The following is a 23,252-nucleotide window of genomic DNA, read 5'->3' on the forward strand; positions in this document are numbered from 1 at the left end:
GATGGACTCCTTGGAAAGGACGCGGGTGTCGGTCGGGATCAAACGGTTGCGGATTCGGTCACGGCCTGCGTCGCGCTCGCAGCGACGACGGGAATCGTCACGGCCTTGCCGCGCACGCGCTCGTCGGGTGTCGCGGGGCGAATCTGGCCGCGCGTCTCGACGAACGCGATGTTCTCGTCCGGCGCGTCGCTGTTCACGAAGTGGCGGAAGCGCCTGCGCGTGTCGGGGTCGGTGACGGCCTTCTTCCATTCGCACTCGTAGGTGTCGACCACCTGCTGCATGTCGGCTTCGAGTTCGGCGCCGATCCCGAGCTTGTCGTGCACGACCACGTCGACCAGGTAGTCGAGGCCGCCTTCGAGGTTGTCGCGCCACACGCTGGTGCGTTGCAAGCGGTCGGCGGTGCGTACGTAGAACATCAGGAAACGGTCGATGTAGCGAACCAGCGTGGCACGGTCGAGGTCGGACGCGAGCAGCTCCGCGTGGCGCGGCTTCATCCCGCCGTTGCCGCACACGTACAGGTTCCAGCCCTTCTCGGTCGCGATGATGCCGACGTCCTTGCCCTGCGCCTCCGCGCACTCGCGCGTGCAACCGGACACGCCGAACTTGATCTTGTGCGGCGCGCGCAGGCCCTTGTAGCGGTTCTCGAGGTCGATCGCGAGGCCGACCGAATCGCCGACGCCGTAGCGGCACCACGTCGACCCGACGCACGACTTCACGGTGCGCAGCGCCTTGCCGTATGCGTGGCCCGATTCGAACCCGGCCGCGATCAGCTCCTCCCAGATCGACGGCAGCTGCTCGACGCGTGCGCCGAACAGGTCGACACGCTGGCCGCCGGTGATCTTCGTGTAGAGCCCGTACTTCCGTGCGACCTGACCCACCGCGATCAGCCCTTCCGGCGTGACTTCGCCGCCCGGCATGCGCGGCACGACCGAGTACGTGCCGTCGCGCTGGATGTTCGCGAGGTAGTAGTCGTTCGAATCCTGCAGCCCGGCGTGCGCCTTCTTCAGCACGAATTCGTTGAAGCACGACGCGAGGATGCCCGCCACCGCCGGCTTGCACACGTCGCAGCCGAGGCCGTGGCCGTGCTTCGCGAGCAGTTCGTCGAAGGTCGTGATGCGCTCGACGCGGATCAGGTGAAACAACGCCTGGCGCGAATGCGGGAAGTGCTCGCAGATATGGTTGTTCACCGCGAGGCCCTGTTTCTTCATCTCGGCCTTCATGATCTGCGTGACGAGCGGCACACAGCCGCCGCACGACGTGCCCGCGCCCGTGCACGACTTCAGCGCGCCGAGGCTGGTCGCACCGTCCGAGACCGCCGTGCAGATTTGCGACTTCGACACGTTGTTGCACGAGCAGATCTGGGCGGCCGCAGGCAGCGCGTCGACGCCGATCGCCGGCTTCGCGACGCCGTCCGACGACGGCAGGATCAGGAATTCCGGCGACTCGGGTAGCTCGATGCGGTTCAGCATCATCTGCAGCAGCGTGCCGTATTCGGCCGCGTCGCCGACCATCACCGCGCCGTGCAGGAACCTGCCGCAGTCGGACACCACGAGCTTCTTGTAGACCTGGCGGCGTTCGTCCGCGTACTGATAGGTGCGGCTGCCCGCGGTCGTGCCGTGCGCGTCGCCGATGCTTGCGACGTCCACGCCCATCAGCTTCAGCTTCGTGCTCATGTCGGCGCCCGCGAATACGGCCGCCGCTGCACCGTTCGCATCGCCGCCGAGCTGCTTCGCGACCACGCGCGCCATGTCGTAGCCGGGCGCGACGAGGCCGTACACCATGCCGTTCCAGGCCGCGCATTCGCCGATCGCGTAGATGTCGGCGTCGCTCGTGCGGCAGGCGTCGTCGATCGCGACGCCGCCGCGCGGGCCGATGTCGAGCCCGCATGCGCGGGCCAGTTCGTCGCGTGCGCGGATGCCGGCCGAGAACACGATCATGTCGGCGTCGAGGTGCGAACCATCGGCAAACGCCATCCGGTGCGTGCCTGCTTCGCCATCGACGATCTCGAGCGTGTTCTTGCCCGTATGCACGGTCACGCCGAGCGCCTCGATCTTCGCACGCAGCATCCGGCCGCCGCCGTCGTCGACCTGCACGGCCATCAGCCGCGGCGCGAATTCGACGACATGCGTGTCGAGCCCCATGTCGCGCAGCGCTTTCGCGCATTCGAGGCCGAGCAGCCCGCCGCCGACCACCACGCCGCGCTTCGCGTGCGCGCCGCACGCCTGCATCGCTTCGAGGTCCTCGATCGTCCGGTACACGAAGCAGCCGTCGCGATCGCGCCCCGGCATCGGCGGCACGAACGGGCGCGAACCCGTCGCGAGCACCAGCTTGTCGTACGCGAGCGTTTCGCCGGACGTGAGCGTGACCGTATGCGCGGCGCGGTCGATCGACGCGACTTGCGCGTTCAGGCGCAGGTCGAACGCCGGATGGCGCTCGAAGAAGCCGGGTTCGACGAGCGACAGGTCGTCCGCCGACTTGCCCGCGAAGAATTCGGACAGGTGCACGCGGTCGTACGCCGGGCGAGGTTCCTCGCCGAGCACGGTGACCTGCAGCGCGCCCGTGGCGCCCGCTTCCGCCGCGATGCATTCGAGCAGCTTGTGGCCGACCATGCCGTGGCCGATGACGATGAGTTTCATGATGACGTTTCCTTCGGTCGATCAGTTCGCGACGCTACTGGCGGCCAGCGCGCGGTCGCGCAGCTCGGCTTCGCGCGCCTTGTGTTCTTCGCTGAAGCGCACGGCCATCGCGCACAGCGCGGTCGCGGTGACGGCCAGGCCGAGCAGGCTCAGCGTGTGCTGCACGTCGCCGACGCCCTTCAGCAGGAAGCTCGCGGCGACCGCCCCCACGTTGCCGCCCGCGCCGACGATCCCCGCCACGCCGCCGAGCGCCTTGCGGTCGATGAACGGCACCAGCGCGTAGGTCGCGCCGCACGCCATGTGCGTGAACAGGCCGAAGGTCAGCATCGCGACGAGCGCGATGCCCACGTTTTGCGCATGCGAGAACCAGGTCAGCCCGAGCCCTTCGCCGACGATCAGCGCGCACAGCAGCGTCGCGCGCACGTCGAGGCTGCGGCGCGCGGCGATCCTGTCGGACAGCCAGCCGCCGAGCGCACGGGCAAACAAGGCGAGCAGCCCGAACAGGCCGACCGCGAACCCTGCATCCTTCAGCGACAGGCTGAAGTGATCGACGTAGTACAGCGCGGCGATGTTGTGGATGAACACCTCGACGCCGAAGCACGCGCCATACGTGACGAACAACATCCACACGCGATAATTGCCGCAGGCCGCGAGGAAGCTCGCCCAGCCGCCCTTCTTGCCGCTGTCGACTGTCACGCCTGCGTTGCGCAGCGCGACGAAGTCGCCTTGCGGGCAATCCTGCGTGAAGCGCCAGTAAGCCCAGGCCATCACGAGCATCGCGACGCCGGGCACGACCAGCGCGATACGCCACGACGCATCCTCGCCGAAGCCGAGCATCAGGCCGGCGGCGACGAGCAGCGGCATCAGCGCCTGCGTCGCGCCGGCGCCGGCATTGCCCCAGCCGGCCGTCGTCGCGTTCGCGGTGCCGACCACGTTCGGCGCGAACATCACCGACGTGTGGTACTGCGTGATCACGAAGCCCGCGCCGATCGCGCCGATGCCGAGCCGGCAGATCAGGAACGACAGGTAGTCGTGCGTGAACGACACCGCGAACACGGGGATCGCGCCGAGCAGCAGCAGCCCGACGTACACGCGACGCGGGCCGAAGCGGTCGCACAGCGGGCCGACCAGCAGCCGCACGGCGATCGTCGCGGCCACCGCGGCGATGTTGATGTTGGCGACCTGTGCCGCCGTCAGGTGGAATTCGCGTGCGATCAACGGCATCAGCGGCGCGCACGCGAACCACGCGAAGAAGCACACGAAGAACGCCATCCACGTCAGATGAAACGCGCGCATCGGCGCGGTGCGGAGGCTGAAGAGATCGATACGGGTAGCTTTGTCGGTCATGTCATCCGCCAAACGAAAAACGGCGTCCTGCGCACCCGGTCTCGTCGAGACCCGATGCGTAGGACGCCGTTGCCCATGAAGCCCGTTGCCGGGCGCGTCGGTAATCGGTACTGCCGGACGAACCGCCATTGATTCGCCCGAGCCCGTTGACGCAAACGCCGTGCCATGTCGTCACGAATCGGGCCCACAGCCTCGCCACGCAAGGCGTGCCGGGTGTCATGCGACGCACGGCGCCTCGCGACACGCGATGCGCTGTGATGCAGCGAGGCACAGATGTGGTGCGCTGCAGCACTGTCGCCGTGCGATATCGCGGTGCGCGCTGACGGGCCGCGATGCACGCCGATGCGGTATTGCGACTGCCCGCGCGCGGCAGCCGCCTGCATGAATGGCGCCATCGCGCGGCGCGGTGCGCGCGGTTCCCGCCGCGCCGGCGTGACGTGTCATGCCGGTTGGCCCGGATATTGCTGAATCCGGTGCATGACACCGGCAACGGCGCCGGTGGGCAGTCCCAGCAAACCATGTCCGTCGTTCAGGCGGGCCGATCAGGACAACGGTGTCCTCCCGTGCGCGGCACGGCTGGACACCGGTGCATTTCGACCGCCCGCCGCCGCCCGCAACGACACCCACTCGACCGCCGGATGCAGGCGGCACAGGAACACGACATGACGACAGGCAAAGTCACGCTGCTGGGCGCCGGGCCCGGCGATCCCGATCTCCTCACGTTGAAGGCCGTGAAGGCACTGGCGGCTGCCGACGTGCTGCTGCTCGACGATCTCGTCGCGCCCGGCATCGTCGAACTCGCCCCGCAGGCACGCGTGATCCGCGTCGGCAAACGCGGCGGCTGCCGCTCCACGCCGCAGGCATTCATCGAGAAGCTGATGTGCCGCTACGCGCTGCGCGGCGCGCACGTGGTGCGCGTGAAAGGCGGCGATGCCCTGCTGTTCGGGCGCGCCGGCGAAGAACTCGCGACCCTGCGCGCCGCCGCGATTCCGGTCGAGATCGTCAACGGCATCTCGTCGGGATTCGCGGCCGCCGCGAGCCTCGGTATCTCGCTCACGCACCGCGAGCATTGCCACGGCGTCACGTTCGTCACCGCGCACCGTCGGGACCACGGCGAACCCGACTGGGCGCAGCTCGCGGCGACCGGCACGACGCTCGCGATCTACATGGGAATGAGCCGCGTCGAAAGCATCGCCGCCGGCCTGCTCGCCGTGCTGCCGCCATCGACACCGGCCGCGGCCGTGCAATGGGCCGGCACGCCCGACGAACGCCGCTGGACCGGCACGCTCGGCGGTCTCGCGCGCGGCATCGACGAAGCACGGCTCGGCAGCCCGGCGGTGATCCTCGTCGGCGGCGCGATCGGCGAAGCGGCCGTGCAGCACGTGCCGGACGCGGGCGCCGCGATCGAGGCGGCCTTGTCCCGGGCCGCGTAGCATGCGCGACACCACGCGGCACCGGCCGCCCACCTATCACGAAGACAGCGGCGCCGGCCGCCGGGCTGCCATGCGCGGCGCCGACACGATGTCTGCGCGGGGCCGTTGCCCCCGCACCGCGCATCGCGCCACGATTTCGCCGCCGCCGGTCGCGCCATGAGTGCGTCTGCTTCTTCCGCCCGCCTGCGCGTGCTGCTCGTCACCGATACCGACAAGCCGATCGGCGAACTCGGCGATGCGCTTGCGCACCTCGGCTACGAGATGCTGAACGACGTCGCGACGCCCGCGCGCCTGCCGGCCGCCGTCGAGGAGCAGCGTCCCGACGTCGTGATCATCGATACCGATTCGCCATCGCGCGACACGCTCGAGCAGCTTGCCGTGATGCATGCCACCGCGCCGCGCCCCGTGCTGATGTTCAGCCACGACGCCAACCAGTCGCTGATCCGTGCGGCGGTCGGCGCAGGCGTCAGCGCGTATCTCGTCGAAGGGCTGTCGGCCGAGCGCCTCGCACCGATTCTCGAAGTCGCGCTCGCCCGTTTCTCGCATGACGACGCGCTGCGCCGGCGGCTCGCCGACGTCGAGCGCGAACTCGCGGAGCGCAAACTGATCGACCGCGCGAAGCGCCTGCTGATGGACCAGCGCAGGCTGTCCGAACACGACGCATACGCGACGCTGCGCAAGCGTGCGATGGATCAGGGCCTGCGCATCGTCGACGTCGCGCGGCAACTGCTCGACGCGTCACCCGAGTCATGACCGCCATGGATACCTCCGCCCCCGTCGCGCCGGAACGCGCGCATCTTCGCCTCGGGTTCGTCGCGCTGAGCGACGCGGCCCCGCTGATCGTCGCGCACCGCCTGAACCTCGGCGCGCGACACGGCCTCACGCTCGAACTCAGCCGCCAGCCGTCGTGGGCTGCCGTCCGCGACAAGCTGCTGAGCGGCGAGCTCGACGCCGCCCATGCGCTGTACGGGCTCGTCTGCGGGCTGCAGCTCGGGATCGGCGGCCCGCAGGCCGACATGGCCGCGCTGATGGTGCTGAACCGCAATGGCCAGGCGATCTCGTTGTCGCCCGGCCTCGCCGACGCGTATCGCAACAGCGGCAGCGTGCGCGACGCGTTTGCGACGCTCGGCCGCAAGCCGCTCCTCGCCCAGACGTTCCCGACCGGCACGCACGCGATGTGGCTGAACCACTGGCTCGCGTCGCACGACGTCGACCCGCTGCGCGACGTGCGCAGCATCGTGATCCCGCCGCCCGAGATGGTGGCCGCGCTCGCCAGCGGCGAACTCGACGGCTTCTGCGCCGGCGAGCCGTGGCATGCGGTGGCCGAGGCCTGCGGCGCGGGGCGGACCGTTGCCGTCACGAGCGAGATCTGGCCCGATCATCCGGAGAAGGTGCTCGCGGCGCGGCGCGATTTCGTCGCGCTGTACCCGGCCGCTGCCCGCGCGCTGATCCGCACGCTCGTCGATGCCTGCGCATGGCTCGACAGCGCCGCGCACCGTCGCGAGGCGGCCGACTGGCTCGCGTCGCCCGATGCGCTCGGCGTACCGGCCCGGCTGATCGCGCCGCGGCTGCTCGGCGACTACGGATCAGGGCCGTTCGCCGTGCCGCCGCTGCCGATCCGCTTTCACGACGGCGGCGCCGTGAACCGCCCCGATCCGCGCGAAGGCGAGTGGTTCCTGTCCCAATACCGGCGCTGGGGCATGCTCGACGGTTCGCACGACGACGCGGAAATCGCCCGCGCGATCGCGCAAACCGCGTTGTATGATGCTGCCGTCGCCGAAAGCGGCGCACCGGGCCTGCCGCAGGCGTGATGCGCGCCGCGTGATGCAGGCGGCGCGCGCTCCCGCGCCACGCCTGTCCAGGCCGCCTGCCGGCGCCCGGCATGCGCCCCCCGGGTGACGCCGCATGACCACTCCGTCCCCGCTCAGATTCGATGCCGAAACCCGCGCGCGCGCCGCTCGACGTGCTGCTCACCGAAATCCGCGCGTGCCGTGCCTGCGAAGCGGGCCTGCCGCTCGGCCCGCGCCCCGTCGTGCGTGCCCATCGCGACGCGCGCATCCTGATCGTCGGGCAGGCGCCGGGGGCGCGCGTCCATGCGAGCGGCATCCCGTGGGACGATGCGAGCGGCCGGCGGCTGCGCGGCTGGCTCGACGTCGACGCCGACACGTTCTACGACGAGAGGCGCTTCGCAATCGTGCCGATGGGTTTCTGCTACCCGGGCCGCGGCGCAAGCGGCGACAACCCGCCGCGCCCCGAATGCGCGCCACTGTGGATCGACCGGTTGCTCGCCGAGCTGCCTTCGATCCGGCTCACGCTGCTGGTCGGCCAGTACGCGCAGCGACATTTCCTGCGCGATACGCGCAAGGCCACGCTGACCGACACCGTACACGCGTGGCGCGACTACGGCCCCGACGTGTTGCCGCTGCCGCATCCGTCGCCGCGCAACCAGGCGTGGTTCAAGCACCACCCGTGGTTCGACGCCGAGGTCGTGCCCGAGCTGCGGCGCCGGGTCGCGCCGCTGGTCGCCGTCGACGCAACCGCCCCCCTGTCGCGACGCTTCGCGACCTCCCCGTTATCCGTAGCGAATCCAGAATGAACGACACCCCCACCGACCTCGACTTTGCCTGCAACGGCTGCGGCGGATGCTGCCACGACCTGCGCATTCCGCTGACGATCGACGAGGCCACCGCGTGGCTGCAGCGCGGCGGCCACGTGGAGCTGCTGTGCGACGCGATGCCATGGCTGGTCGAACCCGAGCCCGACAATGCGTTCGCCGAATACAAGCGCGTGCGCTCGACCGCCGCGCTCAGCGGCTCGCTGCCCGTCCGCGTCACGGTCATGCTTACCGCGACCCATGCCGGGCCGTGCCCGAACCTGCTCGACGACCTGCGCTGCGCGATCTACGACGAGCGCCCGCTCGTGTGCCGGATCTATCCGGCCGAAGTGAATCCGTTCGTGCCGCTGGTGCCGGCCGGCAAGCAATGCACGCCCGACGCGTGGCAGCAGGCGCCGTTCCTCCGCGGCGGCACGATCGTCGACGCGGCCACGCGGGAGAACATCGCGCGCTCGCGTGCGGCGAGCGAAGCCGAGACGCCGCTGCGGGCGCGGCTGTGTACGGTGCTGGGGATCGATACGGCGGCCGTGGCCAACGAAGGGTTCGCGGTCCATGCGCCGCCTGCCGGCGAGTTGCTCGCCGCGTTGACCGATCTACACGCGGCAGCGGTCGCCAACGACACCGTCGCACCGGCAACCTGGATGCTAGTGACGAACCGTACCGCGACGGCTGAAGCGCTCGCATCCGTCGGCGCCGCCAGCCGGCTTGCGGCAGGCGATACCGATCCGCGCACCCGCTACCTCGGCTTTCACCCCGGCGAGTAACCGCAGCGGCGACGGCAGTGTCATGGGGCCGTTTGCGCGCGGCACGGCCCCGGGTCTGCGTCGCATCCCGGAACATCGCGATGTCATCCCGGCCGGCATCGCGTCCGGCGCAATCGGTTTTTACGCTTTCCCCCATTTTCGCCATCACCGCTCAACACAAAATCCATAAAATCGCGACTCTCTCGAAATAAACACGTCATTTAAATCGAGATAATCTCGCCTCAATATTCGTCCGCATTCATTGTGCTAGCCTCATTGCCTTCCCAGTGAATAACGAGCATGAGCTCAAGGAGTGCAATGATGCGTTTCGATAACAAGGTTGCGATCGTCACCGGTGGTGCAAGCGGTATTGGTGAAGCCACGGTTCGCGCGTTTGCCCGCGAAGGCGCCAGTGTCGTGATTGCCGACCTGACGGACCAGGGTGCGCGGCTCGCCGGCGAGATCGTCGAAAATGGCGGACACGCTACGTATATTCGTACGGATGTAACGGATAGCGAAGCGGTTCAGAAACTGATATCTGAAACCGTACGAATTTACGGGCGCGTCGACATCATGTTCGCCAATGCCGGCATCGCAGCCGACGATTGCATCGAACATCTCGACGAATCCGCGTGGCAAAAGACGATCGATATCAATCTGACCGGTGTTTATCTTTGCGATAAATATGCGATTCAGCAAATGCGCAAGCAAGGCAGCGGTGTCGTCGTCAATTGCGGCTCGATCCACAGTCACGTCGGGAAATCGGGCGTGACGGCCTATGCCGCCGCGAAAGGCGGCGTGAAGCTCCTGACGCAGACGCTCGCGATCGACTATGGTCAGCACAACATTCGCGTGAATGCCGTGTGTCCCGGGTATATCGACACGCCGCTGCTGAAAGACGCGCCGGTCGCGCAAAAACAGGCGCTGATCGCGCTGCATCCGATGGGGCGTCTCGGGAAAGCCGCGGAAGTAGCGAGCGCCGTGCTGTTTCTCGCCAGCGACGACGCGTCGTTCGTCAATGGATCGTCGTTGATGGTCGACGGCGGCTATACGGCTCAGTAACCGGCTCAGTCGCCGCTTCGAGCTCCGCCGGCCGGCGTCGCACCTGGCGACGCCGCAGTTCAGAGTGTGGCCCTGCCATTCGATGTCAGGGCCATTCCCGGCCAGGGGCACGATCCCGCCGCGGCAGCGGCTCCGGATTCTCCCTGCTGCCCGGCACAGGTCGGTTTCGCTGTACCATCGCGGCTCAACCGCGTCACGACCAGCAGAATCCTTCATGCCCTCCACCGCCCCGCCGCGCCTGTACGGGATGCCCGAACGCAGCGACCGGCTCGACTTCTACATCCGCGACCAGGCGTCGCGCCAGGCGATCACCGAGCCGCACCGGCACGCGTATTTCCAGATCCAGTTCAATCTCGGCGGCGACACCGAGCAGCGGATCGGCGGCGTCACGCGGCCGTTTCCGCGCGGCGCGCTCGCGTTCGTGCTACCGCACCGCGAGCACCTGATCCCGCATCCGGAAGGCGCGCACTTCATCGTGATCAACTTCAGCCAGGCATTCCTGCGCGCCGATCTCGACGTCGACCCGCTCGATCTCGAGGACGTGCCCGCGCACCGCTTTCCCGAGCTGACGCCGTTCCGCTTCCAGGAACACCTCGACTTCATCCTGACCGGCGATACGTACGACGAAGCGCGCCGCCTCGCGCTGTGCATGCTCGATACCGATCGCGTGCGCACATTCGGCTCGACCACGCTGCTGCGCGGCTACCTGCTGCAGCTGATCGGGCTCGTCTGCACGCAGTACGCGGGTGCACTCGACAAGCTCGCGCAGCGCGGCGCCCAGCGCGCGGGCCGGCGCGACGCGCTCGCGCGCGTGCTGCGGCACGTGCGCGCCAACCTGACCCGCGAAGACCTGACGCTCGCCGCGACCGCCGAGGCCGCGTTCCTGTCGCCCAACTACCTCGCGCACCTGGTCCGCAAGGAAACCGGCAGCACTTTCACCGATCTCGTGACCGAGCGCCGGATCGCGCTCGCGCAGTCGCTGCTGGCCCACACCAGCCGGCGCATCGCGGACATCGCACGCTCGGTCGGTTTCCGCGACGAAGGGTATTTCGCGCGGCGCTTCCGCGCGCGGGTCGGCGTGTCGCCGAAGGCGTACCGCGACGCGAATGCCGCGCGGCCGGACGGCGACGACGCACCGGCGGCCGCCGACGCGTAGTTTTGTACCGGTAAAACGCAGTTGCGTCGCATCCGGCCGCGCGGGCGTCGGGTATCGTTGCAAGCATGCCGGCCCGTGCGCCGCACGGGCGCGGCATCCGTCTTCCCACCGAACGAGGCCATCCGATGTCCGCTTATGTCATCGACGCTGCCGAGCGTCCTTCCGTCGAAGTCGACCAGTCGTCCGCGCGCTTTCCGGTGCGCCGCGTCTTCTGCGTCGGCCGCAACTACGCCGACCACGCGCGCGAAATGGGCGCCGATCCCGACCGCGAACCGCCGTTCTTCTTCACGAAGCCAGCCGACGCGATCGTCCCGGCCAGCGGCACCGTCGCCTATCCGCCGCTGACGAACGACCTCCATCATGAAATCGAGCTGGTCGTCGCGATCGGCAAGGACGGCCGGTCGATCGACCCGGCCGACGCGCTGTCGCACGTGTGGGGCTATGGCGTCGGCGTCGACCTCACGCGCCGCGACCTGCAGGCCGAAGCGAAGAAGCTGAGCCGCCCGTGGGACTGGGCCAAGGGCTTCGACGCATCGGGCCCCGTGACCGCGCTGCGCGCGGCATCGGCCACCGGCCACCCGGCGACGGGCCGCATCTGGCTCGCGGTGAACGGCGACACGCGCCAGCAAGGCGACCTGGCCGACATGATCTGGGCCGTGCCCGACGTCATCGCCTATGTGTCGCGCTCGGTCGAGCTGAAGGCCGGCGACCTGATCTTCACCGGCACGCCGGCCGGCGTTGGCGCACTGCAGCCCGGTGACCGCGTCACGGGCGGCGTCGATGGCGTCGCGACGTTCGAATTCGTCGTGGGCGCGAAGCCGTAAGCCGTAGTCCGTCACGCGGCACGCATGGCGGCCGCCTGCCCGGGGCCGCCGTGCGATATCCCGATGTCGGTCAGTCGTAGCGGCGCAGGAAGGCGTCGGCGACGGCCGGCGGATTCAGCACCTTCGCCGATTCGTTTTCCAGCGCTTCGGCAGCGTCGTCGTCGCTGATCGACACGAACAGCGTGATCGCCGCCCTTTCGTCGCCCGTGCCGAACAGGCCCTCGCGGTCGAGCAGGCGCAACGCCCCGATCATCTCGGCATGCAGTTGCCGCGCAAATTCCGGGAATCTCGACCGGACGAACTGCGGGCTCAGCACGTCATCGGCGAGCTTGCCGCAGATCGCATTGAACGGCGACGCTTCCGCCGCCGCGTAAGCCCATTCGGAAAAGCCCCACACATACCACGGGTCGTCGTCCGGCACCGCCTGTTGCGCGCGGATCCGGCGCAGCCCCTCGACCGAATTGGCCGCCGGCACCACCGTCATCGCGCCGCTGTCGGTATACAGCGCGAACGCATAGAAATGCTCGTCCGGGTGCTGCGCCCGCAGCGCCCGGAATGTCGCTCTCGCGGCGTCGGCAATGTCACGCTGGAAATCAGAAAAGTCGCTCATCACGTCCTCGTCCAGTCGCCCTTCGCGCGTCGGCGCGTGCTCGGCGTGCGGCGGGCGCGTCGTCTCCCGATATTCGATCGATTGTCCGCCAATCGCCGGCGGCACGGTAGCGCGCCCTCACCGGCCCCCGGTTCCGCGCGCCCCTGTTCAGCGGCCGGCCTCCCTGGCATCGAACACCCGCACACAGACGGCCGCCGCCAGCGCGATCGCGGCCGACAGCAGCATCATCACGAGCGGCGCATAGCCCGCGTTGCCGGCCGTCAACACCGCCCCCGTCAGCGACGAAAGCGCGGCGCCGCCGGCGATCGTCATCGCGCCCGCCAGCCCCGACGCGCTGCCTGCCAGTTCCGGGCGCACCGACACCGCGCCGGCATGCGCCCCGGGATTGGTCAGCCCGTTGCCGATGCCGACCAGCACGCACGGCCCGAACCATGCAATCGCCTGCGTCGCGCCACCGAACATCAGCGCGAGGCCGATCGACGGCCCCGCGCACGCGACGACGCGCCCGCACAGGATCGTCGTGGCCAGCGCGTAGCGGCGCGCGTAACGCGCGGCCAGGAAACTGCCGCACACGAAACCGGCCGTGATGGCGCCCATGTAGACGCCGATCTCCGCGGGCGCGATGCCGAACACCGTTTGCGCGGCGAGCGGCGCGCCGGCCAGGAACGCGTAGAACGAGCCGGTCGAGAACGCCATGCAGAGCGCATAGGCCCAGAAACGGCGCGCACGAAGCAGCGCCGGATACGCGCGAAGCTGCTGCCCGAGGCTCGACGACCGGTTCGCATGGGTTTCGACGAGATCGAACGCACACCAGACGAACAGCGCGACGCCGGCCGCGCCGAGCAGCCAGAAACTCGCGCGCCAGCCCATCGTCTGGTCGATCGCGCCGCCGAGCGTCGGGCCGAGCATCGGCGCGAACGCGGCCGCCATCGCCGCATAGCCGATCCGGCTCGCCACGCGGGCACCGCCGCCGGTATCCCGAATCGTCGCCATCGACACCGGATAGACCGACGTGATCGCCGCCTGCATCAGCCGACAGGCGAGGAATGCACGAATATCGGTCGCCATCGCGCAGCCGAGCGAGCCGAGCGCGAACACGCCGATGCTCGCCAGCACGACCGGCCGCCGCCCGAACCGGTCCGACAGCGGCCCCATCACGAACTCGAGCGACGCGGCCACGGCCGCATAACCGCCGAGCGACAGCGCGACGAGCGCATAGTCGGCGCGCAGGTCGCGCGCGATGGCCGGCAGCGACGGCAGGAACAGGCTCAGCGGCAGCACCGAGCACGCGCACAGCAGGATCAGCGTCGCGTGTCTCGGCGACGCCCGTTCGGAAGCGATCGGCAGGTTCGATTGCAAGCGAATGCCCTCCACGCACGTGCCGCACGGCCGTGCGCAACGAAAAAAAAGCCCCCGAACGAGTCGGGGGCGCATGGGTGCCGGCGCGGTGCCGCTACCGGACCCTGCGCCTGTGGACGACTACGATGAAGATGGCTGCCTGCATGCCGGATGGCTCCTGATTGCCTGGCTGACTGCGTGCGATATCGGACGATGGTAGGGGGACGATACCGTCCGCGTCAACGCCCTACCTCGCATGCACCGACACGAACCTCCGCGCATTGTTGCGCTGGATCAGCACCGCGATCACGCTGCCGCCGCTCGCTTCGAGCGACTGTATGTCGTCCGGCGTCTCCAGCAGCGTGTCGTTGAGCTCCAGCACGACATCGCCCGGCTGGATGCCGGCCCTGGCCGCCGGGCCGTGCACCGCGTCCACCATCATCCCGACCGCGAGTCCCGTCGAACGGCGCTCGTCGTCGTTCAGCGCGTGCATCGTCAGCCCGAGACGGTCGCCGCCGTCTCCCGCCCCGGCTCCCGGCCCCGTTCGTGCAGCCCCCTTCGGCGCAGCCATGCCGACGGCCGTGCCCGCGTTGCCGGCGGCCTCGTCGGCGCCCGTGATCGTCAGCATCACCGGCGCGCGGTTGCGGATCAGCCGCAGCGATGCCTTCTGCCCAGGCGGCAGCGCGGCGGCCAGGTCGTTCAGTTCGGCCGAGCGGCCGATCGTCTTGTCACCCAGCTTCACGATCACGTCGCCGGGCCGCACGCCGGCCGCGGCAGCCGGCGAGCCGGGCGCGACGCCGTTGACGAGCGCGCCCGCCGGACGCGGCAGCCCGAACGCCGCGGCAAGCCCGATGCCGACATCCTGCACGTCGACGCCGAGCGCATTGCCGGACGACGCGTCCGGCGCCTGGGACGGTTGCGCCTGAGCCTGCATCTGCTTCTGCAGTTGCGCACGCACCTTTGCCGCAAACGCGATCGGGATCGCGAACGTCGTGCTTGCGTAGCGGTCGGTGCCCGTATAAACCTGCACTGCGATACCGATCACGTCGCCCGCCCGATTGAACACGGGGCCACCCGAGTTGTCGGGGTTCGGCGCGATGTCGGTTTCGAAGAACGGAAACGCGCTGCCGTCCGGCAGCCGGTGCGATGTCGCGCTGACGATGCCGGCCGTGACCGTGTTGCCCGATCCGTCCGGCGCACCGATCGTCATCACCGGTTCGCCCGCGCGCACTTTCGACGAATCGCCGACGCGCACGAACGGCAGCTTCGTCGCATCGACTCGCAGCACGGCGACATCGCTTTGCGGATCGACGGCCAGCACGGTCGCCTTGAATTCGCGGCGGTCGGTGAGCCGCACCGTCACGTCGGTCGCGTCGTCGACCACGTGGGCCGAAGTCAGAACCAGGCCATCCGCGCTGACGATGAAACCCGAGCCGCTGCCCGATACCGCACGTGGCGCCGTGTCGGGGGCCGGCGCTTGCGCCTGCGCCTGCGGGCCCTGTGCGGGCGGCGGCGCGTCGTGCCGGAAGAACGCGGCGAGCGGATCGTCGGGATCGAGGATCGCGAACGACGGACCGCTCGCCTGCTGGTCGGGTGCGGCGGTCATGATGGTCACGACCGCCGGGCCGTAGCGGTCGACGATTGCCGGAAAGTCGACCGGCATCGCGTAAGGCGCGGCAGCCGGGCGCTGCTTCATGGGGTGGGGCGTAACGGGCGGCGAGAGGGTTCCGGCAAGGGCGGCCGGCGAGGCCAGCCAACAGCCGGCAAACACGCCCCCGATCAACGCGGTGCGAAGCACGGCGCGAGCAAGCGTCTGGCGAACCACGGTGCACCTCCCCCGGGCGTCGCGGCGCCGACATGCGCGAGACGCGCAGGCACCCGACAAGCACCGGTACACGCATCCATTTATAGTCCACGCGGCCTGTTCGAACATACGAATCGAAACCCGAATGCCGGGCGGCCCGGCAGGCGCGGCGCCGCCACGGCATTCGTTTCGAACAAAGTGCGCGGTTCGTCAATCCGCACATCCACCACGCGACCATTTCTGACGATCAAGACCGCAGCATGTTCAGCTCGGGGAGCGAGACCAAAAATCGACGAACATCAACCTTGATTTTAAAAATCCAATATTTATAAGGTTGGCAAAATAAATTGCCGTGATTGAGCGGCGAGTCTCGCCTCACGCCCCACCCACCCGCTCCGCGATCGCCGACAGCATCCTCAACATCGGCTCGAACGCGTCGGCCGACGTATTGCCGAAACCGAGCACGAGCCCGTTGCCCGCCGACGCCGCATCGATCGAAAAGCCCGACAGCGGGAACGGCCCGATGCCGTGCGCTCGCGCCGCGTCGACGATCGCGCGATCGCGATAGCGCGCCGGCAGCCGCAGTGCGAGATGCAGCCCGCACGGCCCGCCCTCGATCTGATGCGGCACGCTCAGGGTGCGGTCGAGCGCGGCGAGCAGCAATCGCCGCCGGTCGCGGTACAGCCGGCGCATGCGGCCGAGATGGCGGCCGTACTCGCCGGTCTCGATGAAATCGGCCAGCGCAAGCTGCACGTGGCGCGTCCCGCCGCGCAGCATCTCCGGCAACACCGGCCGCACCGCCGCCAGCAACGCATCGGGCAGCACGAGAAAACCGATCCGCAGCGCCGGAAACATCGTCTTGCTGAACGAGCCGAGATAGACGACGGGCGAATCGGGCGCGAGCCCGTGCATCGCGCCGATCGGCTCGCCGGTATGACGGAATTCGCTGTCGTAGTCGTCCTCGATGATCCACGCGCGATGCCGGCGCGCGGCATCGATCAGCGCGAGCCGGCGCGAGATCGACAGCACGGCGCCGGTCGGGAACTGGTTCGACGGCGTCGTATAGACGAGGCGCGGCGTCCGCTCGCGCCAGTCCTCTGCTTCCGTGCGCAGCCCTTCCGCGTCGACCGGCATCGGCACGACGTCGAGGTCGGCCGCCTGCATCGCGGTGCGCGCGCCGCGATAGCCGGGCTCCTCGACCCACACCGTATCGCCCGGGTTCGTCAGCAACTGCGCGCACAGCGCGATCGCGCCCTGTGCGCCTTCCGTGATCACGATCTGCTCGGGATCGCAGCGCACGCCGCGTGTCACGGCCAGGTGGCGCGCGATCGATTCGCGCAGCGCGCGCTCGCCGAGCGGATCGCCATAGCCGAGCAGGTCGCGGCCGGCGCGGCGCAGCGCGCGGTCGATCGCGTGGCGCCATGCGTCCGCCGGGAAATGCGTCAGCGCGGGCACACCCGGCCGGAAGCCCTCCGATTCGCCGGTGCCGATGCGGCTCGGGCGAATCCGGCCGAGCCGCTGCGCAACGGCCGGCGGCGCGGCACGCCGGCGCGGCGGCGCCGGCCGTGAAAGCCCGACCACGCGCGTGCCGCGGCGATCGGACTGCAGGAAGCCTTCCGCGACGAGCTGCTCGTAGACGGCGGCTGTCGTGTTGCGCGACACGCCGAGCGTTTCGGCCAGCGCGCGCGTGCCGGGCAGCCGCGTGCCGGCCGGCATCGCGCCGCCGAGAATCGCGTCGCGCACGCGGCGCAGCAACTGGCGCTGCAGCGAAGGCGCGCCCGGCGTGCGCGCCAGCGGCGCGTCGAGCGGCAGCAGCGGTGCATCGCCGGAAGGAAGGACAGTCGTCATCGGAACATCGCAGCGTGAAAATGTCGGAACGTCGCGCACGGCTACGGGCGCACGGCGAGTGCAGGACGGGCTCGTGGTTCGCGCCCCGAAACTCGTGGCACCATAAATTTGCCGATCGCTGGCGCTTCTCATGGTACCTCGCCGCGACTACGATCGTCTGCATGCCGGCATGTCGCCGGCCGCCAACCGAAGCGAGATCGACCTTGTCCACGCTCACCAACGCTTTCCAGCAACCCATCGGCCACCCCGTTCCCGACTGGTCCGCGCGCCCGCGCCCGGAACGCATCGTGCTCGAAGGCCGCTACTGCCGGCTCGAACCGCTCGACGCCGAGCGCCATGCGGCCGACCTGCACGCCGCCTACGCACAGGCGCCGGACGGCAGCGACTGGACCTATCTTGCACACGGCCCGTACGCCGACGAATCGAGCTACCGCGACTACGCGCGGAGCGCGCAGGCGAGCCCGGATCCGCTGCACTACACGGTGATCGACCGTGCCACGGGCCGCGCGGTCGGCACGCTCGCGCTGATGCGCATCGATCCGGCCAACGGCGTGATCGAGGTCGGCTCCGTCACGTTCTCGCCGCTGCTCAAGCGCACGCCCATTTCGACCGAAGCGCAGTTCCTGTTGATGAAGTACGCGTTCGACACGCTCGGCTACCGGCGCTACGAATGGAAGTGCGACGACCTGAACATCCCGTCGCGCAAGGCCGCTGCACGGCTTGGCTTCCGCTACGAAGGCACGTTCCGGCAGGCGATCATCTATCGCGGCCGCAATCGCGACACCGCGTGGTTCTCGATCATCGACAGCGAATGGCCGGATGTCCGCGCCGCGTTCGACGCGTGGCTCGCTCCGGAGAACTTCGACGCGCAAGGCGAGCAGCGCCAGTCGCTTGCCGCCATCCGCCACGCGCAGGCGAACGCGCGCGATGCGGCCAGCCGCGCGAACGACGCAACGCGCGTCACGGTGCGCCCGCTCGTCGCCGCCGACGAAGCCGCGTGGCGCCCGCTGTGGCAGGGTTATCAGAAGTTCTACGACACCGCGCTGAGCGAGGCGGTGTTCGCGACGACGTGGGCGCGCCTGATGGATCCCGCCGAGCCGATGTTCGTGCTCGGCGCATTCGACGCATCAGGTGTGCTGGTCGGGATCGTGCATTCGATCTACCACCGTTCGTGCTGGACCGAAGGGCCGTACTGCTATCTGCAGGACCTGTACACCGCGCCCGACGCACGCGGGCAAGGCGCGGGCGGCGCGCTGATCGAGGCCGTGTACGAACATGCCCGCGAAGCCGGCGCGAGCCGCGTGTACTGGCTCACGCACGAAACCAACACGACCGCGCGCGCGCTGTACGACAAGCTCGCGAACAACGCCGGGTTCATCCAGTACCGGCACGACCTGAAGAAGTAACGCGGCGTCGCAGCCGGCCGGCATTCAGCCGAAAACGTCGGCCGGCGCGTGCGCGTCGTCGCCGTCCGGCGCAACGTCGCACGCCACGCCGGCGGCCCCCGGCACCGACGCCGGGCAGATCATCTCGTCGCCATTGGCCGGCACGGGCCGCCGCACCGGCCGGAACACCGGATCGCCCGGCTCGATCGGCTGCCCCGAGATCGCGCAGCGGCCCGGCTGCAACGCGACGCGCAAGCGCCAGCGCTGCTCGCCGTAATGGCACCGGCCGCTCTCGACCCAGCGAATCAGCAGCGCGTCGTCGTCGGCCTCCAGCACCGTGACGAACAGTTGCTGGCGCAACGGCGAGACGGCCGCGGCGGCGTGCTCGGAAACGGCCGCGCGACCGAGCGTCGCGAGCGGATCCGCGACGCCGCCACGCGGCGACATCGCATCGTCTTCGACCCATGCCGGCGCATCGCACGGCACGTCTTCTTCGCAAATCAGGCTTTCCATGGTGTTGAGCATGCTTGACGGATTTTCGTGCAGGTTGAACGGCGCCGCGCCCAGCGCCGGCCCATCGGTTCGCGCAGCAGCGACAGGCCGATCGCCGCGCCGGTAACGGCGGCCGCGAGCATCAGCCCGATGCCGCCCGACCAGCCCAATGCACCGACGATCGCGCCGATCGCCAGCGGCCCGATCACCTGTCCGAGATCGTTGCCCTGCACGACCCAGCCGATGCCGAGCGGCGCCAGCGACGTACCGGCAGGCAGGCCGCGATGCCGCCGAACACGCCGCCGAACGGAAACACCGGCATGATCCCGCTCAGCGACGCGAGCGAGCCGCCGAACTCGTGCTGAAGCGACGGCAATACGATCGTCGCCTTGCCGACGTGCAGCGCCGACACGATGCTCGCGAGCACGACGTTCGCGACTGCGGCCCGGTCGCTGCGCGACGGCAGCGTGGCGGCATCGGCCGCGACAGGTGTTTCGGGCATTTCCCCCTCCGTTGAAACGGCCGCGTGCAACGGGATGCGTCACGCGTCCGAGATCGGACTGCCGCACATGATACAAATTGAAGTTCACTTCAAGTAAAGGGGTAATGTGCGCAACGATCCGTTCCGCCAATCGCGGCAATGAGCCGGCATGGCAGCGTGCGCCTGCCTGATCTAAGCTGTCGCATTCGCCCCGACGACGACGCATACGACCGCATGCCGACCGCCTTTCCCGCTCCCGACGCCCCGCTTCCGCTCGACGCGGCCTGGTCGACCTTCTCAGGCCGCAAGGCCGCCGTGCGCATCTTCGTCGCCGGATACTGCGCCGCACGCGACCGGCGCGATGCGCCGCTGCACGACAGCCCGGACGGCCAGGTCGTGCAATTCGACGCCGGCATGGGACGGCCATTCGAGCACTTCGTGATCGAGGGCGCGCCGGCGAATGGCGACGGCCCGTTCCGCGTCGGCGCGTGGATCACGCGCTTCGGCGCCGCGCCGCTGCCGGCCGCGCTGCAAGGCAGGACTCGCCGGCTGTCGGACGAGCATTTCATGGCCGCCGATATCGGCAGGCTGCCCGGCGACGATGCGCTCGCGCGGGCGCTCGCCTGCCACACGCCGGGCGACATCGATACGTTCAATGCGCACGCCCCGTTCCCGCCGTTCCAGCCGAATCCGGCCGCGTTCCTGTTCGCACACCGGCTGGATGGACAGATCGCCGCCGCCGCGCGTTATGGCTTTGCGTCGGCGCGCGATATCGTCGTCGACCGGGTCGGGACGGCCGACGCGTACCGCCGCCGCGGCCTCGCGATGCAGTTGCTCGCCGCGATCGTCGCGCACGCTCGGCAACGCGGCGCGCAGCGCGTGTGGCTCGTGTCGACCGAGGCCGGCCTGCCGCTGTACCGCGCGGCCGGATTCACGCTGCTCGCACCGGTTGCGGTCGACGAAATCGTCGCCTGAATGCGCGTCGAACCGCACCGGCCGTCGCCGCGCGTCTCACGGTTCGTCTCATCGCGCTGAGACGAACGTCCCAGCGTCTCACCGGCGTGTCGTTCAGCTTTCGCAGCAAACTTCACGCCGCGCCCCCGTCAAACCTTTGCCGGTCAACGAACCGGGAAATGCCGCATCGCACCACGCTCATCCCGTCCGATCGCGGCCCGGCGCACCCCTCGAGCTGGCCCCGTTCCTGCATACCGGTCGATCGCGCAATCGCGCGACGGGCGCACCGGCAGCCACGCCTCGCGCCCGACGACAACCTGATGGAGACAGCAACGTGAGTACACCGGCATCGACCACCGCTCCCAGCATGAAAGCCGCCGTCTGGCACGGCCGCCACGACATCCGCGTCGAACAGGTTCCCGTTCCGGAGCGCCCGCCGGCAGGCTGGGTCACGATTCGCGTGCACTGGTGCGGGATCTGCGGCTCCGACCTGCACGAATACGTCGCGGGCCCCGTCTTCATCCCGGTCGACGCGCCGCATCCGCTGACGGGCCTGAAGGGCCAGTGCATCCTCGGCCACGAGTTCAGCGGCGAGATCGTCGAACTCGGCGCGGGCGTGACGGGCTTCGCGGTCGGCGACCGCGTGACGGCCGACGCATGCCAGCATTGCGGCACCTGCTGGTATTGCAGGCATGGGCTGTACAACATCTGCGAGAACCTCGCGTTCACCGGGCTGATGAACAACGGCGCATTCGCCGAATACGTGAACGTACCGGCCGAGTTGCTGTACAAGCTGCCCGACGATTTCCCGACCGAGGCCGGCGCGCTGATCGAGCCGCTCGCGGTCGGGCTGCATGCGGTGAAGAAGGCCGGCAACATCGTCGGGCAGACCGTCGTCGTGGTCGGCGCGGGCACGATCGGCCTGTGCACGATCATGTGCGCGAAGGCCGCAGGCGCCGGGCGCGTAATCGCGCTGGAAATGTCGGCCGCGCGCAAGCAGAAGGCGCTGGAAGTCGGCGCGAGCGTCGTCGTCGATCCGAAGACGTCCGACGCGATCGCGGAAGTCAAGGCACTGACCGGCGGCTACGGCGCCGACGTGTCGTTCGAGTGCATCGGGCATACAACCACGGCGAAGCTCGCGATCGACGTGATCCGCAAGGCCGGCAAGTCGGTGATGGTCGGCATCTTCGAGGAGCCGGCGCCGTTCAACTTCTTCGACATCGTGTCGACCGAGAAGGAAGTGATCGGCTCGCTCGCGTACAACGGCGAATTCGCGGACGTGATCCGCTTCATCGCCGACGGCCGCATCGACGTGCAGCCGCTCATCACCGGGCGCATCACGCTCCGCGACATCGTCTCGCACGGCTTCGAGGAATTGGTCAACCACAAGGACCGGAACGTGAAGATCATCGTTCAGCCCGGCATCGCCTGACCGCACGCGCGGCCGCGGCAGCGATTCGCGCCGTGGCACGCGTGGTGGCGAGTGTCACCCTGAAGCGTCGCCCGTGTACGGGCGGCGCGCCTGCCTGCCGTTTCCCCCGCCCTGCCGCCGTCGTCGAGCGGCACGAAGGCGCCATCCACGTGCACAGCGTCGTGCAGCAGGGCACCACGGTCACGATCACACCGCCGGGCGCGGCGCTTCCGTGACGGCGCCGCAGGCGGCAGGCGGCCGAGGCGGCACCGCATCCCCGCCCGATTCTTCGATATACTGGACCGAACCCTTTTCGGGGCAACCGCGGGCCACCACGCTCGTTGCACGTTCGCCCCAACCTGCGTGGGATTGCTCACCGTGAAACCGCGAGCCGGACTGATTCTCGAACTCTTCGTCAACCTGGTGCTGCCCTGGGTCGCCTACCGGGCCGCTCTGCCCTATTTCGGCGAAACCGGCGCGCTGTATGCGTCGGCGATCCCGCCGATCATCTGGTCGATCGTCGAATTCATCCGCTCGCGCCGCGTCGATGCGGTGGCGGCCATCGTGCTGCTCGGCATCGCGCTGTCGATCATCGGGATGGCGCTCGGCGGCAGCCCGCGCACGCTGCTGATGCGCGAATCGCTCGCGTCGGGCACGATCGGCGTCGTGTTCCTGCTGTCGCTGTTCCGCGAACGCCCGCTGATCTTCTATCTCGCCCGCGCCACCGTGGCCCGCGAGATGGATGGCGGCGCCGCGCATTTCGAAGCCGTCTGGAACGCACAGCCGGGGCTGCGTCAAATGCTGCGGCGAATGACCTTCGTCTGGGGCGCGTTCATGACCGTGGAAATGCTGCTGCGCCTCTGGATGGTCGTGACCTGGCCGGTCGAACGCGTGCTGGTCGTGTCGCCGGTCATGGGTTACACCGTGTTCGGCTGTCTGCTGCTGTGGACATTCTGGTACCGGCGGCGGATGCGCGAGCGCAACAGCGTCCACATCCCGGGCCGCGACGGCGTCACCGAAACCGCCGGCCGCTGACCGCCGACGATTCCGGCCAGCATGGCAAGACGGCTGCGGTATGATGCGCGGCGTCTCGTCCGACGAATGCCGCTCCTGT

Annotated in this window: 19 protein-coding genes and 1 pseudogene; 12 read left to right on the top strand and 8 right to left on the bottom strand. The window is 69.2% G+C overall.

The window, feature by feature from the left end:
• Window positions 1-38: 38 nt before the first annotated feature.
• Both nirB and LGN17_RS15925 read right to left on the bottom strand, forming a co-directional pair.
• Window positions 39-2,636 carry a nitrite reductase large subunit NirB gene (gene nirB, locus LGN17_RS15920; RefSeq protein WP_226197646.1) on the bottom strand — a complete coding sequence of 866 codons (2,598 nt, stop codon included), beginning with the start codon at window positions 2,634-2,636 and terminating at the stop codon, window positions 39-41.
• Window positions 2,637-2,657: 21 nt separating this feature from the next.
• Complete coding sequence (locus LGN17_RS15925) at window positions 2,658-3,983, bottom strand: MFS transporter (RefSeq protein ID WP_226197647.1); 1,326 nt, start codon at window positions 3,981-3,983, stop codon at window positions 2,658-2,660.
• A gap of 662 nt (window positions 3,984-4,645) precedes the next feature.
• Between LGN17_RS15925 and cobA the strand changes: the two genes are divergently transcribed.
• From cobA to LGN17_RS15965, 8 genes are all read left to right on the top strand, one after another.
• On the top strand, window positions 4,646-5,416 hold the full coding sequence (gene cobA / locus LGN17_RS15930) for a uroporphyrinogen-III C-methyltransferase (protein WP_226197648.1): 771 nt from the start codon (window positions 4,646-4,648) through the stop codon (window positions 5,414-5,416).
• Between the two features lie 156 nt (window positions 5,417-5,572).
• Entirely contained in the window at window positions 5,573-6,169 is a 597-nt protein-coding gene (locus LGN17_RS15935) for an ANTAR domain-containing response regulator (RefSeq protein WP_175966346.1), read from the top strand.
• A gap of 5 nt (window positions 6,170-6,174) precedes the next feature.
• A complete protein-coding gene (locus tag LGN17_RS15940) occupies window positions 6,175-7,227 on the top strand; it encodes a CmpA/NrtA family ABC transporter substrate-binding protein (protein ID WP_226197649.1) in 1,053 nt (350 codons plus the stop codon).
• 122 nt (window positions 7,228-7,349) lie between these two features.
• Window positions 7,350-8,012 carry a uracil-DNA glycosylase family protein gene (locus tag LGN17_RS15945; protein ID WP_226197650.1) on the top strand — a complete coding sequence of 221 codons (663 nt, stop codon included), beginning with the start codon at window positions 7,350-7,352 and terminating at the stop codon, window positions 8,010-8,012.
• The gene (locus LGN17_RS15950) at window positions 8,009-8,794 is read left to right on the top strand and encodes a YkgJ family cysteine cluster protein (RefSeq protein WP_226197651.1); all 786 of its coding nucleotides are present in this window, start codon (window positions 8,009-8,011) and stop codon (window positions 8,792-8,794) included. The genes LGN17_RS15945 and LGN17_RS15950 overlap by 4 nt, the downstream gene beginning before the upstream one ends.
• 300 nt (window positions 8,795-9,094) lie before the next feature.
• On the top strand, window positions 9,095-9,835 hold the full coding sequence (locus LGN17_RS15955; RefSeq protein WP_226197652.1) for an SDR family NAD(P)-dependent oxidoreductase: 741 nt from the start codon (window positions 9,095-9,097) through the stop codon (window positions 9,833-9,835).
• 214 nt (window positions 9,836-10,049) lie between these two features.
• The gene (locus LGN17_RS15960; protein WP_226197653.1) at window positions 10,050-10,991 is read left to right on the top strand and encodes a helix-turn-helix transcriptional regulator; all 942 of its coding nucleotides are present in this window, start codon (window positions 10,050-10,052) and stop codon (window positions 10,989-10,991) included.
• A 125-nt stretch (window positions 10,992-11,116) separates the two neighbouring features.
• A complete protein-coding gene (locus tag LGN17_RS15965) occupies window positions 11,117-11,815 on the top strand; it encodes a fumarylacetoacetate hydrolase family protein (protein WP_046548002.1) in 699 nt (232 codons plus the stop codon).
• A 70-nt stretch (window positions 11,816-11,885) separates the two neighbouring features.
• Here LGN17_RS15965 and LGN17_RS15970 read toward each other — a convergent pair whose 3' ends face one another.
• The 4 genes from LGN17_RS15970 to LGN17_RS15985 form a co-directional block, all read right to left on the bottom strand.
• Complete coding sequence (locus LGN17_RS15970) at window positions 11,886-12,425, bottom strand: DUF4303 domain-containing protein (RefSeq protein WP_226197654.1); 540 nt, start codon at window positions 12,423-12,425, stop codon at window positions 11,886-11,888.
• A 147-nt stretch (window positions 12,426-12,572) separates the two neighbouring features.
• On the bottom strand, window positions 12,573-13,784 hold the full coding sequence (locus LGN17_RS15975; RefSeq protein WP_226197655.1) for an MFS transporter: 1,212 nt from the start codon (window positions 13,782-13,784) through the stop codon (window positions 12,573-12,575).
• 226 nt (window positions 13,785-14,010) lie between these two features.
• On the bottom strand, window positions 14,011-15,588 hold the full coding sequence (locus tag LGN17_RS15980; protein ID WP_226197656.1) for a trypsin-like peptidase domain-containing protein: 1,578 nt from the start codon (window positions 15,586-15,588) through the stop codon (window positions 14,011-14,013).
• 354 nt (window positions 15,589-15,942) lie between these two features.
• Complete coding sequence (locus tag LGN17_RS15985) at window positions 15,943-17,415, bottom strand: PLP-dependent aminotransferase family protein (protein ID WP_226197657.1); 1,473 nt, start codon at window positions 17,413-17,415, stop codon at window positions 15,943-15,945.
• A 203-nt stretch (window positions 17,416-17,618) separates the two neighbouring features.
• Between LGN17_RS15985 and LGN17_RS15990 the strand changes: the two genes are divergently transcribed.
• The gene (locus LGN17_RS15990) at window positions 17,619-18,821 is read left to right on the top strand and encodes a GNAT family N-acetyltransferase (protein ID WP_226197658.1); all 1,203 of its coding nucleotides are present in this window, start codon (window positions 17,619-17,621) and stop codon (window positions 18,819-18,821) included.
• Between the two features lie 24 nt (window positions 18,822-18,845).
• Here LGN17_RS15990 and LGN17_RS15995 read toward each other — a convergent pair whose 3' ends face one another.
• Window positions 18,846-19,325 (bottom strand): DUF3331 domain-containing protein, encoded by a 480-nt coding sequence (locus tag LGN17_RS15995; protein WP_226197659.1) that lies wholly within the window; start codon window positions 19,323-19,325, stop codon window positions 18,846-18,848.
• Window positions 19,326-19,426: 101 nt separating this feature from the next.
• Window positions 19,427-19,794: pseudogene (locus tag LGN17_RS16005) on the bottom strand (MFS transporter); the annotation flags it as partial.
• Window positions 19,795-20,007: 213 nt separating this feature from the next.
• Here LGN17_RS16005 and LGN17_RS16010 point away from each other — a divergent pair.
• From LGN17_RS16010 to LGN17_RS16020, 3 genes are all read left to right on the top strand, one after another.
• Window positions 20,008-20,748 carry a GNAT family N-acetyltransferase gene (locus LGN17_RS16010; RefSeq protein WP_226197662.1) on the top strand — a complete coding sequence of 247 codons (741 nt, stop codon included), beginning with the start codon at window positions 20,008-20,010 and terminating at the stop codon, window positions 20,746-20,748.
• 346 nt (window positions 20,749-21,094) lie between these two features.
• Window positions 21,095-22,159, top strand: coding sequence for a 2,3-butanediol dehydrogenase (locus LGN17_RS16015; protein ID WP_226197856.1), 1,065 nt, complete (start codon window positions 21,095-21,097; stop codon window positions 22,157-22,159).
• 357 nt (window positions 22,160-22,516) lie between these two features.
• The gene (locus tag LGN17_RS16020; RefSeq protein WP_226197663.1) at window positions 22,517-23,173 is read left to right on the top strand and encodes a VC0807 family protein; all 657 of its coding nucleotides are present in this window, start codon (window positions 22,517-22,519) and stop codon (window positions 23,171-23,173) included.
• Window positions 23,174-23,252: the final 79 nt, after the last annotated feature.

The sequence above is a fragment of the Burkholderia sp. AU30280 genome (assembly GCF_020420125.1).
Taxonomy (GTDB): domain Bacteria; phylum Pseudomonadota; class Gammaproteobacteria; order Burkholderiales; family Burkholderiaceae; genus Burkholderia.

Excerpts from the sequence above, each read along its gene's own strand:
- nirB (WP_226197646.1), bottom strand. The coding sequence starts at position 2,636 with ATGAAACTCATCGTCATCGGCCACGGCATGGTCGGCCACAAGCTGCTC.
- LGN17_RS15925 (WP_226197647.1), bottom strand. The coding sequence starts at position 3,983 with ATGACCGACAAAGCTACCCGTATCGATCTCTTCAGCCTCCGCACCGCG.
- cobA (WP_226197648.1), top strand. The coding sequence starts at position 4,646 with ATGACGACAGGCAAAGTCACGCTGCTGGGCGCCGGGCCCGGCGATCCC.
- LGN17_RS15935 (WP_175966346.1), top strand. The coding sequence starts at position 5,573 with ATGAGTGCGTCTGCTTCTTCCGCCCGCCTGCGCGTGCTGCTCGTCACC.
- LGN17_RS15940 (WP_226197649.1), top strand. The coding sequence starts at position 6,175 with ATGGATACCTCCGCCCCCGTCGCGCCGGAACGCGCGCATCTTCGCCTC.
- LGN17_RS15945 (WP_226197650.1), top strand. The coding sequence starts at position 7,350 with ATGCCGAAACCCGCGCGCGCGCCGCTCGACGTGCTGCTCACCGAAATC.
- LGN17_RS15950 (WP_226197651.1), top strand. The coding sequence starts at position 8,009 with ATGAACGACACCCCCACCGACCTCGACTTTGCCTGCAACGGCTGCGGC.
- LGN17_RS15955 (WP_226197652.1), top strand. The coding sequence starts at position 9,095 with ATGCGTTTCGATAACAAGGTTGCGATCGTCACCGGTGGTGCAAGCGGT.
- LGN17_RS15960 (WP_226197653.1), top strand. The coding sequence starts at position 10,050 with ATGCCCTCCACCGCCCCGCCGCGCCTGTACGGGATGCCCGAACGCAGC.
- LGN17_RS15965 (WP_046548002.1), top strand. The coding sequence starts at position 11,117 with ATGTCCGCTTATGTCATCGACGCTGCCGAGCGTCCTTCCGTCGAAGTC.
- LGN17_RS15970 (WP_226197654.1), bottom strand. The coding sequence starts at position 12,425 with ATGAGCGACTTTTCTGATTTCCAGCGTGACATTGCCGACGCCGCGAGA.
- LGN17_RS15985 (WP_226197657.1), bottom strand. The coding sequence starts at position 17,415 with ATGACGACTGTCCTTCCTTCCGGCGATGCACCGCTGCTGCCGCTCGAC.
- LGN17_RS15995 (WP_226197659.1), bottom strand. The coding sequence starts at position 19,325 with ATGCTCAACACCATGGAAAGCCTGATTTGCGAAGAAGACGTGCCGTGC.
- LGN17_RS16010 (WP_226197662.1), top strand. The coding sequence starts at position 20,008 with ATGCCGACCGCCTTTCCCGCTCCCGACGCCCCGCTTCCGCTCGACGCG.
- LGN17_RS16015 (WP_226197856.1), top strand. The coding sequence starts at position 21,095 with ATGAAAGCCGCCGTCTGGCACGGCCGCCACGACATCCGCGTCGAACAG.